The sequence below is a fragment of the Xanthobacter sp. genome (genome assembly GCF_041911315.1).
Lineage (GTDB): Bacteria > Pseudomonadota > Alphaproteobacteria > Rhizobiales > Xanthobacteraceae > Xanthobacter > Xanthobacter aminoxidans.
Window position 1 is genome coordinate 31,636 of the sequence record NZ_JAYRPE010000083.1, and the last position, 18,165, is coordinate 49,800.

The 18,165-nt window shown below is 67.8% G+C and carries 15 protein-coding genes, 1 tRNA gene and 2 pseudogenes; 7 read left to right on the forward strand and 11 right to left on the reverse strand.

The genetic code is table 11. The features are described 5' to 3' along the window. Positions 1-9 precede the first annotated feature (9 nt). The 7 genes and pseudogenes from ACE3QW_RS23575 to ACE3QW_RS23605 all read right to left on the reverse strand — a co-directional run bounded on the left by ACE3QW_RS23575 (position 10) and on the right by ACE3QW_RS23605 (position 5,531). On the reverse strand, positions 10-978 hold the full coding sequence (locus ACE3QW_RS23575; protein WP_374254416.1) for a PDR/VanB family oxidoreductase: 969 nt from the start codon (positions 976-978) through the stop codon (positions 10-12). Between the two features lie 480 nt (positions 979-1,458). Further along, positions 1,459-1,720 (reverse strand): annotated as a pseudogene (locus tag ACE3QW_RS23580) (MFS transporter); the annotation flags it as partial. Next, complete coding sequence (locus ACE3QW_RS23585; protein WP_374254417.1) at positions 1,717-3,126, reverse strand: NAD(P)-binding protein; 1,410 nt, start codon at positions 3,124-3,126, stop codon at positions 1,717-1,719. The pseudogene ACE3QW_RS23580 and the gene ACE3QW_RS23585, both read right to left, overlap by 4 nt. Positions 3,127-3,180: 54 nt before the next feature. Continuing rightward, positions 3,181-3,501, reverse strand: coding sequence for an ArsR/SmtB family transcription factor (locus ACE3QW_RS23590; RefSeq protein WP_374254419.1), 321 nt, complete (start codon positions 3,499-3,501; stop codon positions 3,181-3,183). Between the two features lie 58 nt (positions 3,502-3,559). Beyond that, positions 3,560-4,612, reverse strand: coding sequence for an ACR3 family arsenite efflux transporter (gene arsB / locus ACE3QW_RS23595; RefSeq protein ID WP_374254421.1), 1,053 nt, complete (start codon positions 4,610-4,612; stop codon positions 3,560-3,562). A 24-nt stretch (positions 4,613-4,636) separates the two neighbouring features. Continuing rightward, positions 4,637-5,176 (reverse strand): arsenate reductase ArsC, encoded by a 540-nt coding sequence (locus ACE3QW_RS23600; protein WP_374254422.1) that lies wholly within the window; start codon positions 5,174-5,176, stop codon positions 4,637-4,639. Further along, complete coding sequence (locus tag ACE3QW_RS23605; protein WP_374254424.1) at positions 5,169-5,531, reverse strand: ArsR/SmtB family transcription factor; 363 nt, start codon at positions 5,529-5,531, stop codon at positions 5,169-5,171. The genes ACE3QW_RS23600 and ACE3QW_RS23605 overlap by 8 nt, the downstream gene beginning before the upstream one ends. A 268-nt stretch (positions 5,532-5,799) precedes the next feature. On the opposite strand from ACE3QW_RS23605, the gene ACE3QW_RS23610 reads away from it, so the two are divergent. The 7 genes and pseudogenes from ACE3QW_RS23610 to ACE3QW_RS23640 all read left to right on the forward strand — a co-directional run. Further along, positions 5,800-6,513 (forward strand): response regulator, encoded by a 714-nt coding sequence (locus ACE3QW_RS23610; RefSeq protein ID WP_374254426.1) that lies wholly within the window; start codon positions 5,800-5,802, stop codon positions 6,511-6,513. Beyond that, positions 6,510-7,832 (forward strand): ATP-binding protein, encoded by a 1,323-nt coding sequence (locus ACE3QW_RS23615; RefSeq protein WP_374254428.1) that lies wholly within the window; start codon positions 6,510-6,512, stop codon positions 7,830-7,832. The genes ACE3QW_RS23610 and ACE3QW_RS23615 overlap by 4 nt, the downstream gene beginning before the upstream one ends. A gap of 105 nt (positions 7,833-7,937) precedes the next feature. Then, the gene (locus ACE3QW_RS23620) at positions 7,938-9,554 is read left to right on the forward strand and encodes an efflux RND transporter periplasmic adaptor subunit (RefSeq protein ID WP_374254429.1); all 1,617 of its coding nucleotides are present in this window, start codon (positions 7,938-7,940) and stop codon (positions 9,552-9,554) included. Between the two features lie 9 nt (positions 9,555-9,563). After that, positions 9,564-12,695: an efflux RND transporter permease subunit gene (locus ACE3QW_RS23625; RefSeq protein ID WP_374254430.1), complete on the forward strand. Its 3,132-nt coding sequence runs from the start codon at positions 9,564-9,566 to the stop codon at positions 12,693-12,695. Positions 12,696-12,706: 11 nt separating this feature from the next. Beyond that, complete coding sequence (locus ACE3QW_RS23630) at positions 12,707-13,081, forward strand: hypothetical protein (protein WP_374254431.1); 375 nt, start codon at positions 12,707-12,709, stop codon at positions 13,079-13,081. A gap of 70 nt (positions 13,082-13,151) precedes the next feature. After that, positions 13,152-14,648, forward strand: a complete 1,497-nt coding sequence (locus ACE3QW_RS23635; protein ID WP_374254433.1) for a multicopper oxidase family protein — start codon at positions 13,152-13,154, stop codon at positions 14,646-14,648. Between the two features lie 171 nt (positions 14,649-14,819). Next, a pseudogene (locus ACE3QW_RS23640) lies at positions 14,820-15,215 on the forward strand (EamA family transporter); the annotation flags it as partial. A gap of 230 nt (positions 15,216-15,445) precedes the next feature. Here ACE3QW_RS23640 and ACE3QW_RS23645 read toward each other — a convergent pair. From ACE3QW_RS23645 to ACE3QW_RS23660, 4 genes are all read right to left on the reverse strand, one after another. Continuing rightward, positions 15,446-15,522 (reverse strand) — tRNA-Arg (locus tag ACE3QW_RS23645). A gap of 177 nt (positions 15,523-15,699) precedes the next feature. Then, positions 15,700-17,184, reverse strand: a complete 1,485-nt coding sequence (locus tag ACE3QW_RS23650) for an ATP-binding protein (protein WP_081837602.1) — start codon at positions 17,182-17,184, stop codon at positions 15,700-15,702. Positions 17,185-17,367: 183 nt separating this feature from the next. Beyond that, positions 17,368-17,751 carry an HPr family phosphocarrier protein gene (locus tag ACE3QW_RS23655; RefSeq protein WP_024277704.1) on the reverse strand — a complete coding sequence of 128 codons (384 nt, stop codon included), beginning with the start codon at positions 17,749-17,751 and terminating at the stop codon, positions 17,368-17,370. Beyond that, positions 17,720-18,121: a PTS sugar transporter subunit IIA gene (locus tag ACE3QW_RS23660; RefSeq protein ID WP_024277703.1), complete on the reverse strand. Its 402-nt coding sequence runs from the start codon at positions 18,119-18,121 to the stop codon at positions 17,720-17,722. Before ACE3QW_RS23660 ends, ACE3QW_RS23655 begins: the two co-directional genes overlap by 32 nt. Positions 18,122-18,165 lie beyond the last annotated feature (44 nt).

Below are 18,165 nucleotides of genomic sequence, written 5' to 3' on the forward strand. Positions count from 1 at the left end.
CGGAAGGTTTCAGATATCGAGAACGAGAACCGATCCGGCCTCGGCGCGGGCCGTGCACACTGCCACGTAGCGGCTGCGCTCCACCTCTCCAAGGCAGGTGTCGCGGTGGATCGGTTCGCCGGAAAGCCAGCGCGTCAAGCAGGTGCCGCAATAGCCCTCCCGGCAGGAGTGGTCGACGTCGAGGCCCGCCACCAGGAGCCCGTCGAGGATCGTATCGCCCGGCGGGATTTCGAGGGTGACCCCGCTTTGCGCGCACGAGACGGTGAACGGCGCATCCTGCGCTTCGGATGCAGCAAGCGGCGCCGCACCGAATGCCTCGAAGTGAAGGCTCAACCCTCCGATCTCCGTGCCGACCCGGCTCACGGCCGTCATCAGGCCGGCTGGCCCGCAACAATAGACGCGAGTCCCCGCGGGTTGCGCACGTAGCAGAGACGCGACGTCGAGACCGCGGGAGGGATCTCCGTCATCCAGCACAAACTTCACTTGGCCATGGCGGCGTGGCGCCAGGAGCTCCTCAAAATAGACAACGTTCTCCTCGCGCCGGCTGCACACGATCAGATCATAGGAGCGCCCTTCGCGCTCGCAGGTATCTGCCATGCAGATGAGCGGGGTCAGGCCGATCCCGCCGGCAATGAGCAAGGTCCGCTCCGCCGGGCGAAGCGGGAAATGATTGCGGGGGCCACCGATCTCGACCGTGGCGCCGACATGAAGATGCTGGTGGACCCAGCTCGACCCTCCGCGGCCGTCCAGTGCAGCCTGCACCGCCACAACATAGGGCTCCCCCGGACTATACGGCCGGACGAGCGAGTATTGCCGCACGCCAACTTCGGGAATGTGAATGTCTATATGCGCGCCAGCTTCATATGGAGCGAGAAAACCCGCATCATCGACGTCGATTTCCAGCTCAACAACAGCTGAATTCAATGCCCTTCTGGCTATGATGTGACCTATTGTTTTTCCTCGACCAACCGTCTTCATCCCGAAAAATCTCATTTTATTCTCTAAACTATGGTTTCATGCACGCTATTGCATGACAAACGATTTGTGATTTTGTATGGATTAGTTTCCCTCATGCTTGCCCCCTTGGCGGAGGAGAGCAAGGAGAGGGAGGCTCCGGCCCAGCTTGCAGGGCTCATCTGCTGAGGGCGAGACGCCTGAGAGCACGCGCCCGTTGGCGCAGTCGCCTTCGGGCGACCTCAAAGATGAATGGCGCGATTGTCGCCCGCCGGGGTATCGATGACCAACGGCAATCGCGTCGCTCTCCCGAAGGACACTTACCGTCATCGCCTCACTGAAAGAGAATACACAGCATGCCCAACGCCGGTCGCTGCTCACTTCAGTTCGGCTTTGCGCGTTGATGAGTGACTGCAAGCATCTCTTTTGCTCCCTCGTGACCAACTCCGCCCGGCGAGATCGTTAGGCAATGCCGCCGGGACCGACGTTCACCGTCCTTGCCAGACCGCAAGCCAGCAGCGCGCATCCACCCGCCAGCACCGGCCGCCCGCCGCCAGCGTCGATCAGCGCGCCCATTTTCGGCGAGACCAGCCAGGCCACCAGAAGCCCCACCGACAGGCCGCCGACGATCCATTGCAGCGGCCGGCCCGTATCCCCTGAAATCGGCCCGGCCAGCACCGCGAGCAGGTAGAAGGACGAGCCCCAGGTGGAGGATCTGCACCACGCCCAGCGCGGCGATGACCACCGGAGACGCCTGATCCTTCACGTCGCGCTTGCGCAGCAAGTGGGCACGGGTGCCGGCGTTGGCTCCGCTGCCGGGGCTCGGCAGCACACGCTCTTTTGGTCAGGTACTGCTCCGACTTCGCTGACGGCGGGAGGCGGCAGCGAGGAGACGCTGTCGCAACAGGCGGCTGCAGCGGAAGGGTTGGCCCGACATACGCCGGTTTCCGGCAGGATGAGCCGAACGTCGTTCGCGGCCCCCATGTCTCCGGCGATGGCGGCCACGACCGAGCGCACCTGCTCATAGCCCGTCAGCATGAGGAAGGTGGGGGCACGGCCATAGCTTTTGATCCCGACGGTGTAAAAGCCGGGCTCCGGATGAGAGACCTCGCGGTGCCCATGAGGGGGCACGGACCCGCATGAATGGAGGTTCGGGTCGATCATCGGGCCCAGTACCCGCACGCTTTCCAGCCAAGGGTCGAGATCAACGCGAATCTCGCGGGTGAGAGCAAGGTCTGGCCGCTGGCCGGTGCAGACGACGATGCGGTCGGCTGGGCCAATCGTCCGCCGGCCATACGGCGTCGGACCCTCCACATAGAGCCGGCCGTCTTCCTCCCGGATGGTCTCGGCAGCAAAGCCCGTGATGAGCGGAATCTGGCCGCCTTCAACCTGCTCCTTCAGGCACTGCCCGAGATCCGCCCGGCCGGAGAGCTGATCGTTTGAACCGCCTCCGTAGACACGAGAGAGGTCCAACCCGCGCGTGACCCAGATGGCTTGAGTGCCCGTCGCTTCCAGAGACAACGCGTGGAGGTCCAGGAGAACGTTGGCGGCCGAATGGCCGGCGCCGAAGACCAGTGTCGTGCGCCCCGCATAGTCGGAGCGGTCACGCCCCAGCACATCCGGTATCCCGTAGGCAACTCGCTTGGCGTGCGTGGCCTCTCCATCCGCAGGCAGCCCGCTTCCGCCGAGAGGGTTGGGCGACGTCCAGGTCCCCGAGGCATCAATGATGGCGCGTGCGCGATCACGCCGAACCACACCCGAACGGCTCGCGATACTGAGCACGAAAGGGTGCTCGCTGCGGCCTCGGCTGGAAATCTTGTCGATGCCACTCCGACCGATGTCGGTCACCCGGGCGCCGAACTCGATGGCGGACGCCATGGCGGGCACCTGCGACAGGGGCTCCAGATAGTCCGCCACGAGGTCGGCGCCCGTCGGGCACATATCCGCGTTCGGTTCGCGCCAGCCTGTGCCTACCAGGAGCATCCGGCTCACCGGATCGATATTGTAGCGCCACGGCGAGAACAGATGCACATGGCCCCAATCGCGGATGTTGGTCGCAACCGCATCGCCGGCCTCGTAGACCCTGACCGCGATGCCTCGGTCGATGAGATGGGCCGCTGCAGCGAGCCCAATGGGGCCTCCGCCAATGACGGCAACTGGCATGTTCTCCATTTCACTCCTCCGATTATTCTAGAATTTTCGAATAATTGGGCAAGAAAAGGCCGTTCAGACGGCCCTTTCAGATGCTTCGGCGGCGCAGCCTTCATCAGCGCAGCACTCGTCTGCGAGGAAGCCGATCAAGGCATTCATGGCCGGGTAGACGGCCCGGCAGATCAGAGTCGTCCCGTGCCGCTCCTGTGACACCAGACCATTCTGAACCAGCCGTTGCAGGTGGTGCGAGAGAGTCGATGCGGGGATGCCAAGGCGCTCCTGCACCTGATTGACCGGGAGGCCGCCACGCCCTGCCCGGACGACCGCCCGGTAGACCTTGAGCCTCGTCGGATTTCCAAGCGCCTCAAGCTGCTTGGCGGCTAATTCGATATTCATGGAATTAACCTATGGCCCGCCCCACTGCGGGTCAAGGGTTATTTCGGCAATTATCGAATTAGTCGGCGGGACGGATTTTTCCGACCTCCGCCGTTCGCTCGTACCAGCCCTTGGAGCGGTTCACGATCCACACCACCGAGAGCATCACGGGCACCTCGATCAGCACGCCCACCACCGTGGCGAGCGCCGCCCCCGAGGTGAAGCCGAACAGGGAGATGGCTGCGGCCACGGCCAGCTCGAAGAAGTTCGACGCACCGATCAGAGCCGAGGGCCCGGCGACGCAGTGCGCCTCCCCGGTTGCGCGGTTCAGCAGATAGGCGAGGCCGGCGTTGAAATAGACCTGGATCAGGATCGGCACCGCAAGCAGCGCGATGACGAGCGGCTGGGCGATGATGGCCTCGCCTTGGAAACCGAAGAGAAGCACCAGCGTCGCCAGCAGCGCCACGAGGGAGAGCGGTCCGAAACGCGCAAGCAGGCTGTCCAGCGCCGCCTGCCCACCGTGCGCCAGCAGCCGGCGGCGCAGCAGTTGCGCGACGATGACTGGAATGACGATGTAGAGCACCACGGACAGCACCAGCGTGCCCCAGGGCACCGTGATGGCGGAGAGGCCCAGCAGCAGGGCGACGATGGGCGCGAAGGCGACCACCATGATGGCGTCGTTCAGCGCCACCTGTGACAGGGTGAAATGCGGCTCGCCCTTGGTGAGGTTCGACCACACGAAAACCATCGCGGTGCAGGGCGCCGCGGCGAGGATGATCAGGCCGGCGATGTAGCTGTCGATCTGGTCCGCCGGCAGCAGGGGCCGGAACAGCCAGCCGATGAACAGCCAGCCGAGCAGCGCCATGGAGAAGGGCTTCACCGCCCAGTTGACGAACAGCGTCACGCCGATGCCGCGCCAGTGCCGACCGACCTCGCCGAGGGCGGCAAAATCGATCTTGAGCAGCATAGGAACGATCATCAGCCAGATCAGCACGGCCACCGGCAGGTTCACCTGCGCGATCTCCACGGCGCCGATGGCGTGGAAGACCGACGGGGCCAGATGGCCGAGCAGTACGCCCGCGACGATGCACAAACCGACCCACACGGTGAGATACCGCTCAAACAGGGACATTGCTGATCTCCGTACTCAGCCGACTCAGGCCACGTCGGAGCGCGGATCGGTGCCACCTTCGAGGCGGCCGATCTCGCGCAGTTTGGTGCCGAGGGCGAGGCGGTCGAGCTTGGTGATCGGCAACGCCGTGAACACCGAGATGCGGTTCTTGAGATAGCGGAAGGCGGCGTTGAAGGCCGCTTCCCTAGCGATGTCGCTGCCCTCCACCGCGGCGGGGTCCTCGATACCCCAGTGGGCCGTCATCGGTTGCCCCGGCCAGATGGGGCAGGCTTCGCCGGCCGCGTTGTCACAGACGGTGAAGACGAAATCCATCACCGGCGCGCCCGGCTCGGCGAATTCGAGCCAACTCTTGGAGCGAAAGCCGTAGGTCGGATAGCCGAAGGCATTCAGCGTGCGGATGGCGAGCGGGTTCACCTCGCCCTTGGGGGCGCTCCCGGCCGAGAACGCACGGAACCGGCCGGCCCCGTCCTTCGCCAGGATGCTTTCCGCGAGGATCGAGCGGGCGGAATTGCCGGTGCACAGGAACAGCACGTTGAACACGTGATCGGGGCTCGTGTCAGGCATGGGTGTCCTCAGTCTTGGGTTCGCAGGCGCAGGACAAGGCGGCAACGGCGGGGGCGCAGACCTCGGGATGACCGTTGCAACAATCGCGCATCAGGAAGGCCACGAGGTCCGAAAGAGCGGGATAGACGGCGCTGTAGATGATGGATCGCCCGTCCCGCCGCGAGCGCACCAGCCCGGCCTGCTCCAGATGGTTCAGGTGGAAGGACATGCGGGAGGAGGAAGCGCCGCCCATCGCCTCGCCGATGGCGCCCGCCGGCAACCCTTCTGGCCCGGCCTGCACCAGAAGGCGCACCACGCGGAGACGGGTTTCCTGAGAAAGCGCGGCGAAGGCGGAGAGGGCCTCGGATTCATCCATGAGTCAATATCTCAAGATTTATTGAGATATTGACTAGCCTAGTTCGCGGGAGCCGACAACTGGATTGTGACTGGAAACGGCCTGAGCCCTGGATGCCCGTCTAGCCTGTCCACGCACGATGGGGGGCAGACAGGAGCCGGGCGGCCGGCCCCATAGGTCGCCCGGCTCACCCGTCATACCCGCGGACGCCCTCGCTGATCGCCGGCCTGATGGCGGTTGCGCGGCATCGTCGAAGCTATAGAAATGCGGCTCCGAGGAGCGAGCGACCGTGTCTCCTGAAGGCCACATCCTGATTGTCGATGACGACGCCGAGATCCGCCGGCTCGCCGGCAAGTTCCTGCGCGAGCACGGGCACAAGGTGACGTCGGCGCAGGATGCCCGCGAGATGCGGGAGGCCATGGCCGCCGGCCCCGTAGACCTCATCATCCTCGACATCATGCTGCCGGGCGTCAGCGGACTCGATCTGTGCCGCGACCTGCGCCGTAGCTCCAACGTCCCCATCATCATGCTCACCGCGCGCGGGAGCGACGTGGACCGGATCGTCGGGCTGGAGCTGGGCGCCGACGACTACCTCGCGAAGCCCTTCAACCCGCGTGAGCTGCTCGCCCGCATCCATGCCGTCCTGCGGCGGACGCGGCCCTCGGACGCCGTCCCGACCACGGGCGGTTCCAGCCTGAAGTTCTCCGGCTGGACGCTCGATACCCGGCGGCGGGAACTGACCAATCCTGAAGGCGCGGTGGTGGACCTTTCCACCGGGGAATACGACTTGCTGCTGACCTTCCTCGAGCACCCCCAGCGGGTCCTGAACCGGGACCAGCTGATGGACGCCGCCAAGAACCGAACGGCCACGGGCTTCGACCGCGCCATCGACATCCAGGTGAGCCGGCTGCGCAAGAAGCTCGAATCCCACGGCAGCCTGGAGATGGTGAAGACGGTCCGCGGCGCGGGCTATTTCTTCGCCCCGGAGGTGGAGCGCTCGTGATCCGCGCCCTCGACAGCCTCGCCATGCGCACCGCCGTGGTGGCGGTGGTGGGCATTGTCGTGGTGCATGTGCTCAGCCTGTGGACCTACGAGCACGCCATGGAGCGCCAGCGCCACGCCGCCCACGCGGTGCGCCTCGCCGACCAGTTGATCTCTCTGCGCCGGTCGCTCGCTGCCGTGACACCGGAAAACCGCGAGGATGTGGCCCACGATCTGTCGGGCGGTGCCATCGACGCGCATTGGAGCCGGGAGGCGATGGCTGCCGTCGGCGCCCACGCGACCGAAGCGGCCCAGCGCCTCGCCGAGGAGGTTCGCACCCTGGCGCCCGAGCTTCAGGCCGGCGATGTGCTGGTGAGCGCCGGGGCCGATCCGCATCTCAGTCTCGTGGCGGTGCGCCTGCCGGACGGCAGCTGGCTCAACGCCCGCCTGTTCGCCTCCGCCCCGCAGGCGCCGGGGGCGCATGGGTCCCTGCTCTCCACCACGCTCATGGCGGCGGGCGTGCTGCTGCTCTCGCTCGCCATCGCCGCGTGGCTCACCCGCCCGCTCCGGGCCATGGCGCGTACGGTTGCGGCCTTGCCGCCCGCCGCCCCCCTCGTGCGACTGCCCGAGACCGGCCCCAAGGAGGTTCGCGAGCTGGCCCATGCGTTCAACGGCATGCAGGCGCGGATCGCCGGACTGGTGGAGCGGCGCACGCAGGCCCTGGCCGCCGTCTCCCACGATTTGCGCACGCCCATGACGCGGCTGCGCTTCCGACTGGAGGATGTGAGCGATCCGGCGCTGCGCCACGCCATGGCCGAGGACATCGCGGAGATGGAGCAGATGGTGGATGCCACCCTCTCCTACCTGCGCGGCGAGGCCAGCGACGAGCCGGTGCGGCCGCTCGATCTGGTGGCGCTGGTGGAGACCATTGTGGACGGAGCGCGGGACCGGGGCCTTTGCGCTGATCTCTCCGCCCCGCCGCGCTTCGTGGTGGCGGGACGGCTCGTCAGCCTGAAGCGGATGGTGTCCAACCTCGTCGAGAATGCCCTCACCTATGGCGGCTCCGCCCATGTGACGCTGACGGACGAGGGCGCCGCAGCCGTGCTGGGGGTGCGCGACCACGGCCCCGGCATTCCCGAAGACCAACTGGCCGCCGTGCTTGAGCCGTTCGTCCGGCTCGAGGCCTCGCGCAGCCGCGCGACCGGCGGCGTCGGGCTGGGCCTCACCATCGCGCGTACCGTGGCCGAGGCGCACGGCGGCACTCTGACCCTCGCCAACGCTCCCGATGGCGGCCTGATCGCGACAGTGCGCCTGCCCAAGGTCCAGGCTGAAACAAACTGATACAGAAGCGATACGCGGCGTGACGCGCCGCCCGCTATCGCTCACCCGTACCGGCATCACGAGCGGACGGGTTGAGGTATGGGGTCCCATTTCTTGCGGAACGTCGTGTCTGGCCTGCGCGGGCTTCTCGCCTGCGCGGCGCTGTCCGGCTCCGCTGCGGCCCATGAAGGCCACGACCATGGGGCGCCACCGCCCCCTCAGGTGACGACGCTCGCCCCCCGCGTCGAGGCCGCCTCTGCCGATTTCGAGCTGGTGGCGGTGCTGCGCGATGACATCCTGACGATCTATCTCGACCGCTTCGCCGACAATGCTCCGGTGGAGGGCGCCGCCGTCGAAGTGGACACGCCGGAGGGCTCGCAGCCCGCAAAACCCGCCGGACCGGGCACCTATGTGTTGCCCGCGCCGTTCGCGGCGACGCCGGGCGCGCACGATATCGCCTTCACCGTCACGGCTGGCGACACGGTGGACGTGCTTGCCGGCACCCTGACCATTGGGCCGGCCGCACCTTCATCCGATGCGAGGCCGCCCGCGCCGGCGACGCTGGCGCTGATCGGCGGGACACCGTCCGGCGCGCTCGCGGGCGTTGCCGTGGGCCTCCTCATCGGTTTTCTCGCCGGGGCGCTTGTCGTATCGCGGCGGCGGGCGGGGAGGCTCCTCCTCCTTGGAACGGTCGGCCTCGCGCTTGCCGGCCCACGCGACGCCCGGGCGGACGCGCCGAAGCCCGCTCCGCGCGACATGGCACAGCGCCTCCCCGACGGTTCGGTGATCGTGCCCAAGCCGACCCAGCGCATCCTCGGTGTGCGCACGCTCGTCACGGCGTCGGGCGCCTTCGCCGGCACGGTGGAATTGCCCGGCCGCGTGGTGCCGGACGCCAATGCGAGCGGCCTGGTGCAAAGCGCAGTGGGCGGCCGCCTCGCGCCGCCCGAGGGCGGCTTCAAGCCGCTCGGAACGAAGGTCGCGGCAGGCGAAATCCTCGCCTACGTGCATCCGCCCATCGGCGCCTCCGACCTCAAGGACCTGGAGCAGCAGGGTTACGAGCTGGACCAGCAGATCGCCCTGGTGAAGCGCCGCTACGAGCGGCTCTCGGCCATTCCCAATGCCGTGACCCGCCGCGAGGTGGAGGAGGCGGAGATCGAGCTGAACGGCCTCAAGACCCGCCGGGCCAAGCTGGAGCGGGTGCAGCGTGAGCCGGAGGCCCTCCGCGCGCCGGTCGCCGGGATCATCGCCACCGCCGACGCCGTCGCGGGGCAGATGGCGGACCCGAACACGGTGGTGTTCCGCATCGTCGACCCCGCCCGGCTCTGGGTGGAGGCGCTCGGCTTCTCGCCGGACGCAGGGCGATCGGGCGCGACCGGCCGGCTGCCGAACGGACGCACGGTGGACCTCAGTTTTCTGGGGGCGGGCATATCTGAACGCGCGCAGGCGCTCCCCCTCCTGTTCTCGGTCGCCTCGGATACCGGGGAGCTGCGCCCAGGCCAGTTCCTGACGGTATTCGCCGAGGCCGGCGCCCCGCGCATAGGCATCGCGATCCCCCGCTCTGCGGTCGTGCGCGGGGCGAACGGCCAATCGATCGTCTATGCGCACATCAGTGCCGAGCGCTTCGTCGCGCTCGAAGTGAAGACCCTGCCCCTCGACGCCTCCCGCGTGCTGGTGGTGGCGGGTCTCTCCCCCGGCCAGCGCGTCGTCACCGACGGCGCCGAACTCATCGACCAGATCCGCTGAGGCCGGCCGATGTTCACCGTCCTCGTCACCCAGTCCCTGCGCCACCGCCTGCTGGTGCTGGCGCTCGCCGCCGTTCTGGTGGTCTACGGCGCCTATGCAGTGACGCGCTTGCCGGTGGACGTGCTGCCCGACCTCAATCGTCCCACCGTGACCATTATGACCGAGGCGGATGGGCTCGCCCCGGCCGAAGTCGAGCAACTCGTCACCTTCCCGCTCGAGACGGCGATGAACGGGCTGCCGGGCCTCATCCGCCTGCGGTCGGTGTCGGGCGTCGGCCTCTCCGTCCTCTATGTGGAATTCGACTTCGGCACCGACATCTTCCGCGACCGCCAGCAGATCGCCGAACGCCTTGCGCTGGTGCGGGACCGCCTGCCCGCGAACGTCTCGCCGCAGATGGGGCCGATCAGCTCCATCATGGGGCAGATCCTGATGTTCGCCGTGACCAGCGACACGGCCTCCCCCATGGCGGTGCGCGAGGCGGCTGATTTCGTCATCAGGCCCCGCCTCCTCGCCACTTCGGGTATCGCCCAGGTCATTCCCATGGGGGGCGAGGTGCGGCAGTTCCGCGTCTCTCCGGACCTCGCCGCCATGCGGGCCAACGGCATCACGCTCGATGCGCTGGAAAAGGCACTCGCCCAGTTCGGCACCAATTCGGGCGGCGGCTTCGCCGACCAGAGCGGACGCGAGTTCCTGATCCGGAACATCGCCCGCACGCTCAGCCTCGACGACCTGAAGACCCTCGTGCTGCCCCGCCCCTCGGGAGGGAACGTCTTCCTCCACCAGATCGCGCAGGTGGACTACACCGCGCGGCTGAAGCGCGGCGATGCCGGCTATATGGGGCGCCCGGCGGTGATCCTCTCGGTGGAGAAGCAGCCGGAGGCGGACACCCTCGCCTTGACCCGTGCGGTGGAGGAGGCGGTGGGCGACCTCAACCGGACGCTGCCCGACGGCATCCGCATCTCCCCGCCCGTGTTCCGGCAGGCGGACTTCATCGCAGCCTCCATCGGCAATGTGGAGAAGGTGCTGATGGAAGCCATGGCGGTGGTGGCTGTGGTGCTGTTCGCGTTCCTGCTGAACTGGCGCACCACGCTCATCTCGCTCACCGCCATCCCGGTGTCGATCCTCACCACCGCCATCGTGTTTCACGCCTTCGGCCTCTCGATCAACACCATGACGTTGGGCGGCCTCGCCATTGCCATCGGCGAGCTGGTGGATGATGCCGTGGTGGACGTGGAGAACATCTTCCGGCGTTTGCGCGAGAATGCCGCCGCGGTCGCGCCCCGCCCGGTGTTCGACGTGGTGGTGGCGGCGAGCCGGGAGGTGCGCTCGGGCATCGTCTACGCCACGCTCATCATCGTGCTGGTGTTCGTGCCCCTGTTTGCGCTGCCCGGCATCGAGGGACGGCTGTTCGCCCCGCTGGGGCAGGCCTACATCGTCTCCATCCTCGCGAGCCTCGCCACCTCCATCACGCTGACGCCGGTGCTCGCCTTCTACCTGCTCCCGGCGATCAGTCGGCAGGCCGAGCGGGACGGCGCGCTGGTGCGCATGCTGAAGGGTGGGTACGCGACGGTGCTCGCAAGTGCTTTCCGCCATCCGCGTCTCGTGATGGGAACGACGACCCTGCTCTTCGTCGCAGCTCTAGCCGCTGCCGCCGGCCTGCCGCGTGCCTTCCTGCCGCCCTTCAACGAAGGCTCGCTCACCATCTCCATGTCGTTTCGTCCGGGGCTCTCGCTCGCCGAGAGCCACCGCATGGGGCTCATCGCCGAGGGCCTCATCCTGGAGGTTCCGGAGGTGAAGGCTGTCGGCCGGCGCACCGGGCGGGCGGAGCTGGACGAGCACGCCGAGGGCGTGCACGCCTCCGAGATCGAGGTGGACCTTTCCCCCTCCGCCCGCAGCCGCGCCGAGATCACCGCCGACATCCGCGACCAGCTCGCGGTCCTGCCAGCATCCTTCAACATCGGCCAACCCATCTCGCACCGGCTCGACCACATGCTCTCCGGCGTGCGGGCCGAGAGCGCCCTGAAGCTGTTCGGCGAAGACCTCGACACCCTGCGCGCCACTGCGGACACCCTGCGCCAGCGCCTCGCCGCCATTCCCGGCCTCGTCGACCTGCAGGTGGAGCGGCAAGTGCGCGTGCCGGAGGTGACGGTGCGCGTGGATTATGGCCGCGCCGCCCTCTACGGCCTCCAGCCCGCCCAGGTGACAGACGCGCTGGCGCGGCTCTCGAACGGTCGCGTGGTCTCGACCCTCGTGGACGGCAACCGGCGCTTCGACCTGATAGTCCGCTTGCCCGACGCGACACGCAGCGCCGACGGACTGGCCGGCCTCCTCATCGAGACGCCTTCCGGCTGGATACCGCTCTCGCAGGTGGCCGAGGTAAAGGAGACGGACGGCCCGAACCAGATCCTGCGTGAAGGCGGTCGGCGGCGCATCGTGGTGCTGGCCAACACCTCCGGCGCACGGGACACGGCCGCCATCATCGCCGACATGCGCCGCGTTATCGGGGAGACGGCCCTTCCGACCGGAACTTCGACCAGCCTTGAAGGCACCTTCGCCGCGCAGGAGGAATCCATGCGCACGATCGGCGGTCTTGCCGCTGTGTCCTTGCTGCTGGTCTTCGCCATCCTCTACAGCCGCTATCGCTCGGCGCAGTTCGCGCTGGTCATCATGGGCAGCGTGCCGCTGGCGCTCATCGGCGCGGTCCTCGCCCTGTGGCTGGCCGGTCAGCCGCTCTCGGTGGCGAGCATGATCGGTTTCGTCACGCTCACCGGCATCGCTGCGCGCAACGGCATCCTGAAGATCAGCCACGTCATCAATCTGGCCATTGCGGAGCGCCAGCCCTTTGGCCCGGCGCTCGTCATGCGCGGGAGCCTCGAACGGCTGACCCCGGTGCTGATGACCGCGGCGTCCGCCGGAATCGCGCTGCTGCCGCTCATGAGCGGGGCCGAGGTGCCGGGCAAGGAGATCCTCCACCCCGTCGCCATCACGATCTTCGGCGGCCTCGTCAGCGCCACGCTGCTCGATGCGGTGCTCACCCCCGTCCTTGTCCTGCGGTACGGCCGTCGACCGCTGGAGCGGCTGGTGGCGGGCGCAGGCGAGACTTCCCCCATCCCCGACGCCGCCCGCGCGGACGCCTTCTGACGGAGCCTGTCATGATTTTTCGCCGCCTCGTCCCCGCCCTCCTCGCTCTGCCCCTTTCCGCCACGCTGCTGCTCGCGCACGAGCCCGGCACCGGCGCCAATGGCGGGGTGCGGGTGGATGCCGGGCGCTATCACGCCGAACTGGTGTCAGACGGTACCGCCACCGTCGCGCTCTATCTCAGCGACGGGTCCGACAAGCCCGTCGCGGCCGACGGCTTCAAGGCCAATGCCATCCTCGTGGTGGACGGCAAGGCCCAGCGCTTCCCCCTCTCTCCCGCCGGCGGCAACCGGCTGTCCGGCACCGCCGCCGTTGCTGTTCCCAAGGGGGTGAAGGGCGCCGTCCAGATCACCGCTCCGGACGGCTCCTCCGCCCAGGCCAAATACTGACATCCCCATGATTCCTGCCTCGCCTCGTCCGCCCGGCGATGCCTCCCAGAGGCCCACCATGACCCGACCAATGCCAATTCCCAACCTCTCCCGCCGCGCCTTCCTCGCGGGCGGTGCCGCCGCTGGCGCGCTCGCCGTCTCGGGCGGGTGGAACCGCGCCTTCGCCGCCCCGCTCCTCACCGTGGAGAGCCTCACCCTCGACGTGAACGGCAAGGCCGCCAAGGTTTTCGCGGTGAAGGGCCCGGCCGGTGAGGGCATCTTCGCCAAGGAGGGCGACCGCCTCTCCGGCGCAGTGCTCAACGCATCCGACACCCCCGCAGTGATGCATTGGCACGGCCAGATCTTCGCCCCGCCGGACCAGGACCGGGCGCGCCCCGACGGCGGTGAGCTGGCGCCCGGTGGGACGGACCAGGGGGATTTCCTGCTCACGCCCGGCACCCACTGGATGCATTCCCACACCCTGAGCGAACAGCAACTGCTCGCCGCTCCCCTCGTCACCCGCGAGGCGGATGCCGGCGAGGTGCAGGATGTGGTGGTGATGCTGCACGATTTCTCCTTTCGCAGCCCGGAGGAGATCCTCGCCCGGCTCGGCGGGAGCAGCGCCCATGGCGGTCACGGCATGGGCGTCACAATGCAGGGAATGGCCATGCCGGGAATGGATCATTCCGGCCATGGAATGGGCGGCATGGGAGCCATGGGTGGAGGGATGCCGGCGTCACCGTCGGCTGGCCAGATGGGCCACGGCATGGCCGGCGGCATGATGGCCCACGCCAACGATGTCGATTACGACGCCTTCCTCGCCAACCGACGCACCCTCGCCGACCCCGAAACGGTGCAGGTAGAGAAGGGCGGCCGGGTGCGCCTGCGCATCATCAACGGCGGCACAGCCACCGCCTTCTTCATCAGCGTGCCCAGTCTCAAGCCCAGATGCATCGCCGTGGATGGCTCGCCCTGCGTGCCTGTCGAGGCGGATGCCTTTCCCTTGGCCCAGGGCCAGCGGATCGATCTCATCGTGGATATTCCCACGGGTGGCGGCGCCTTTCCCGTGCTGGCACAGGTGGAGGCCTCGCCGCGCCGCACCGGTCTCGTCCTGGCGACCGCCGGCGCGTCTGTTGCGCGCATCGCCGAGAGCGCGGACCGGCCGCAGGGCCTTGTCGATCTCACGTTCGAGGCGCACCTCGCGGCAACGAAGCCGCTGGCGCCGCGCAAGGCTGACCGCATCGTTCCCATCATGCTCGGAGAGGAGGCCGGCTACCGCTGGACCATCAACGGCCGCATCTATGGCGAGGCCAAGCCGTTCGAGGTGAGCTCCGGCGAGCGGGTGGAACTGACGTTCATGAATCCCACCACCATGAGCCATCCCATGCACCTGCACGGCCATCATTTCCAAGTGGTCGGCATTGGTGGGAGGCGCTTCCCCGGGGCGGTCCGCGACACAGTGATGGTGCCCCCGCAAATGTCCGTCACGATCGCCTTCGACGCCGGGGCGAAGGGCGAATGGTTCCTCCATTGCCACCATCTCTACCACATGGCCACCGGAATGATGGCGGTCGTGAAGGTGGCCTGATCCCGCAGAAGAGAGACCGTCATGCACTACGATCAGATGATGAGCGGCGGCATGTGGGGGATGTGGCTCTTCGGCCTCCTCATGGTGGCGCTTGTCGTGCTCGGCATCGCCGCACTCATCAAGTATCTCGGGCGCTGAGGGCGAAGCACCGCCCGGAAAGGGCAGGGTCGAATTGTGAAGCTCGGTATCGTCTTCGCACTCGTCTCGGCCGGACTGTTCGTCGCAAGCACACCGCTCGCCAAGCTGCTTCTCGGCGCCATCGATCCGTGGATGATGGCCGGTCTGCTTTATCTCGGGGCAGGCGCGGGCCTCGCGGCCGTGCATCTGTCCCGGGCCGCGCTCCGGCTGCCGGCGGTGGAGGCGCCGCTGCGGAGGGTTGATGTGCCGTGGCTAGCGCTGGTGATCCTCGCCGGCGGCGTCCTCGGCCCGCTGCTGCTCATGTTCGGCCTCGCCCGGACCGACGGCGCGAGCGCATCCCTTCTCCTCAATCTGGAAGGTGTGGCGACCATGGCCATCGCCTGGATCGCCTTCCGCGAGAATGTGGACAGGCGCCTCCTTCTGGGCGCGCGATCCATGTCGCCTTTCGGCAGGTGGTGAGCCTGGACTGGCACGGCATCGGGTCGGACCTGCCTCTGGAATCGGTTTGCGCCTGCACGCCCAGTGTCATCCAGAAGAAGCCGACAGCCCGCCCGCGCGCACGCTGCTTCTGGTGATGACCCGGCGATGACCCAGCATCACGACGATGCTTTCCGCGACTGGACGGACGGCCGATTATCGTGTGTTTTCTTGGATTTAGGTGGCGCGCCGGGGAAGATTCGAACTCCCGACCCCCAGATTCGTAGTCTGGTGCTCTATCCAGCTGAGCTACCGGCGCCTGTGCCCGTGACCGGCGGACCGGTCGGGAAAGCGAGGAGCTTTCCAGGGCGTTCGCGGCTTGGAATTCCGCGAGGCCCGTCTGCTACCCCTTTTTATGGGAGGGTGCAAGGCCCCCGGCCCGCATCGCTCATGAGACCGGCCGGAAAGAGCGCGCCTTGTGGAAAACTCGGCCCGCTCACGCCCGGATGCGTTCCCGTCGGTGATGCCGGCTCTCCGGCTGGTCGGGGATGGTGATGCGGAAGGCGGTGCCGATCTTGGTGTCGAGCAGGCGGATGTGGCCGCCGTGCGCCCGCACCAGTTCGTCGGCGATGGGCAGGCCGAGCCCCGTGCCGCCGCGCCGGGCGGAGGAGACGAAGGCCTCGAACAGATGCTCCCGCCGCGCCGCGGGAATGCCCGGCCCAGTGTCGCTGAGCTCGATCTCCACCACCGGCCCCTTGCGGCGGGCGCGGACGCGGATCTGGTCGCGCTCGGGGTCGAGCGGGGCACGCGCCTCGAGCGCCTGGAGGGCGTTGCGGGTGATGTTGAGGATGACCCGGAACAGTTGATCGGGATCGGCATCGGCGGTGAGCCCGCGCTCCACGTCTGCCACCCAGCCGACCCCCGCGCTGCCGCCGGGCGAGAGGCCGAGGGTTTCGCGCACCTCCTCGAACAGATGGGCGAGCTCCACGTCGCGCCGCTCCGGCAGGGGCTCCTTGGCGCGACCGTAGGACAGGGTCTGCTCGCAATAATGGATGGCGCGGTCGAGGGCGGCGAGCAGCTTCGGCGCGAAGCGCTGCACGGTCGGGTCCGGCACCGAGGCGAGGCGGTCCGAGAGCAATTGGGCGGACGACAGCAGATTGCGCAGATCGTGATTGATCTTGGACACGGCAAGGCCCAGCGCCGCGAGGTGGCTCTTCTGGTGCAGGGTGTGGGAGAGCTCGCGCTGCAATTCCTCGAGCGCCTCCTCGGCGGTGCCGATCTCGTCGGAGCGGCCGGAGGGCACGATGATGCGCGAGGCGTCCTCCGGATCCTCGCGGAAGGCGGACATGCGCTCGGTGAGGCGGCGCATGGGCCGCACGAACAGCCAGTTGAGGCTCACATAGACCAGCACGCCCGCTACGACAGCCACGGCGAGCGAGATGAGCAGTACGGTCGCTGCGAAGCGCAGCAGCGCCACGCGCAGCGGGGTCTCGCTGAGCACGATCTCGATGAAATCGGCCCCCCGCGGCGGTTCGCCGACGATGCGCAGGATGCGTCCGTTGTCGGCGACGAGGGTGTCGAAGGCATCATGCACCGCGCCCCAGAGCGTGGTCTCGCGCATGTCGATGTGCACGTCCGCCTCGGGCGGCATGTCGGAGGCGGCGAGGAGGCGCCGGGTGCCCTCCCGCTTCACCACGATCACCTTGGCGCCCACGCTGTCGAGAAGCTCGCGGGTCATGTCCACCGTGACGCCATCCTGCGGCGCGGCGTCGAGCACGAGGGCGGCGGTGCGGGCGGCGGCGAGGCGGTCGGACAACCAGGCGATGCGGTAATTGGCGATGGTGGGCACCAGCACGGCGATTTCCGCCGTGGCCACCACGGCCACCGTCAAGGCGAGCAGTTTTGCCGACAAGCCGAGGCTCCACCGGCGGCGCTTGGGCGCCGGTGCCTCCTCGGGCTTATGGCTCCTCGGCTCGAACATCGTATCTGATACGGGGGGAAGGCCCGTCCCGGATCCCTCGGGCCCATTGCACGAAGGGATCAGCGTTAAGACATAGGCAACCATCGGGGAACGGGCCAGAGCAACCTCAATTTGAGGTAAACGGCCGAAACGGCAGCGCTTTCGCTTGCCAGCCCGTCAGCATACGGGCGCGAGGCTTTCGCCCTACTCTTCCTCGCCGAACCGGTCGCCGACGAGGGTGCCGAGGGCGTCGAGCACGTCGGACGCCTCCCGGCCGGTGGCGGTGACGGTGACACAGGTGCCGGGCCCGGCAGCCAGCATCATCAGGCCCATGATGGAATTGCCGCCCACCGCCTCGCCGCTGCGGCACACCGTGACCATGGCGTCGAAGCGCTCCACGGTCTGTACGAACTTGGCGGAGGCGCGGGCGTGGAGGCCGCGTTTGTTGATGATGGGAAGCACGCGCACCAGCGCCTCTGGCGCGATAGGCCGGCCGCAGGCGATGGCCGGATCGTCGGAACAGCCGCCCGCCGCGCAACCGGCGTCGGCGAAAAGCTCAGTTACCGGAGAGGACGCGGCTTGCGACATTGATGTATTTCCTACCGGCTTCCTGGGCGACGTCCACGGCCTGGGCCAGCGGCATCTCCCCACGCACCTTGGCGAGCTTGACCAGCATGGGCAGGTTGATGCCCGCGACCACCTCGACGTCAGGCGTGTTCATCACCGAAATCGCGAGGTTCGAGGGGGTTCCCCCGAACATGTCGGTGAGGATCACCACCCCGTCGCCGGTGCGAACGCGATCCACCGCCTCGATGATGTCCTGGCGCCGCCGCTCCATGTCGTCTTCTGGACCGATGGTGACAGCGGCGATCTGGGCCTGCGGGCCCATCACGTGCTCCAGAGCGGAGCAGAATTCGTCTGCCAGACGGCCGTGTGTGACGAGGACGAGACCGATCATGCTTCCTCCGCCCTCATCTTCCCCCTGATGAAGGCCTCCCGCGC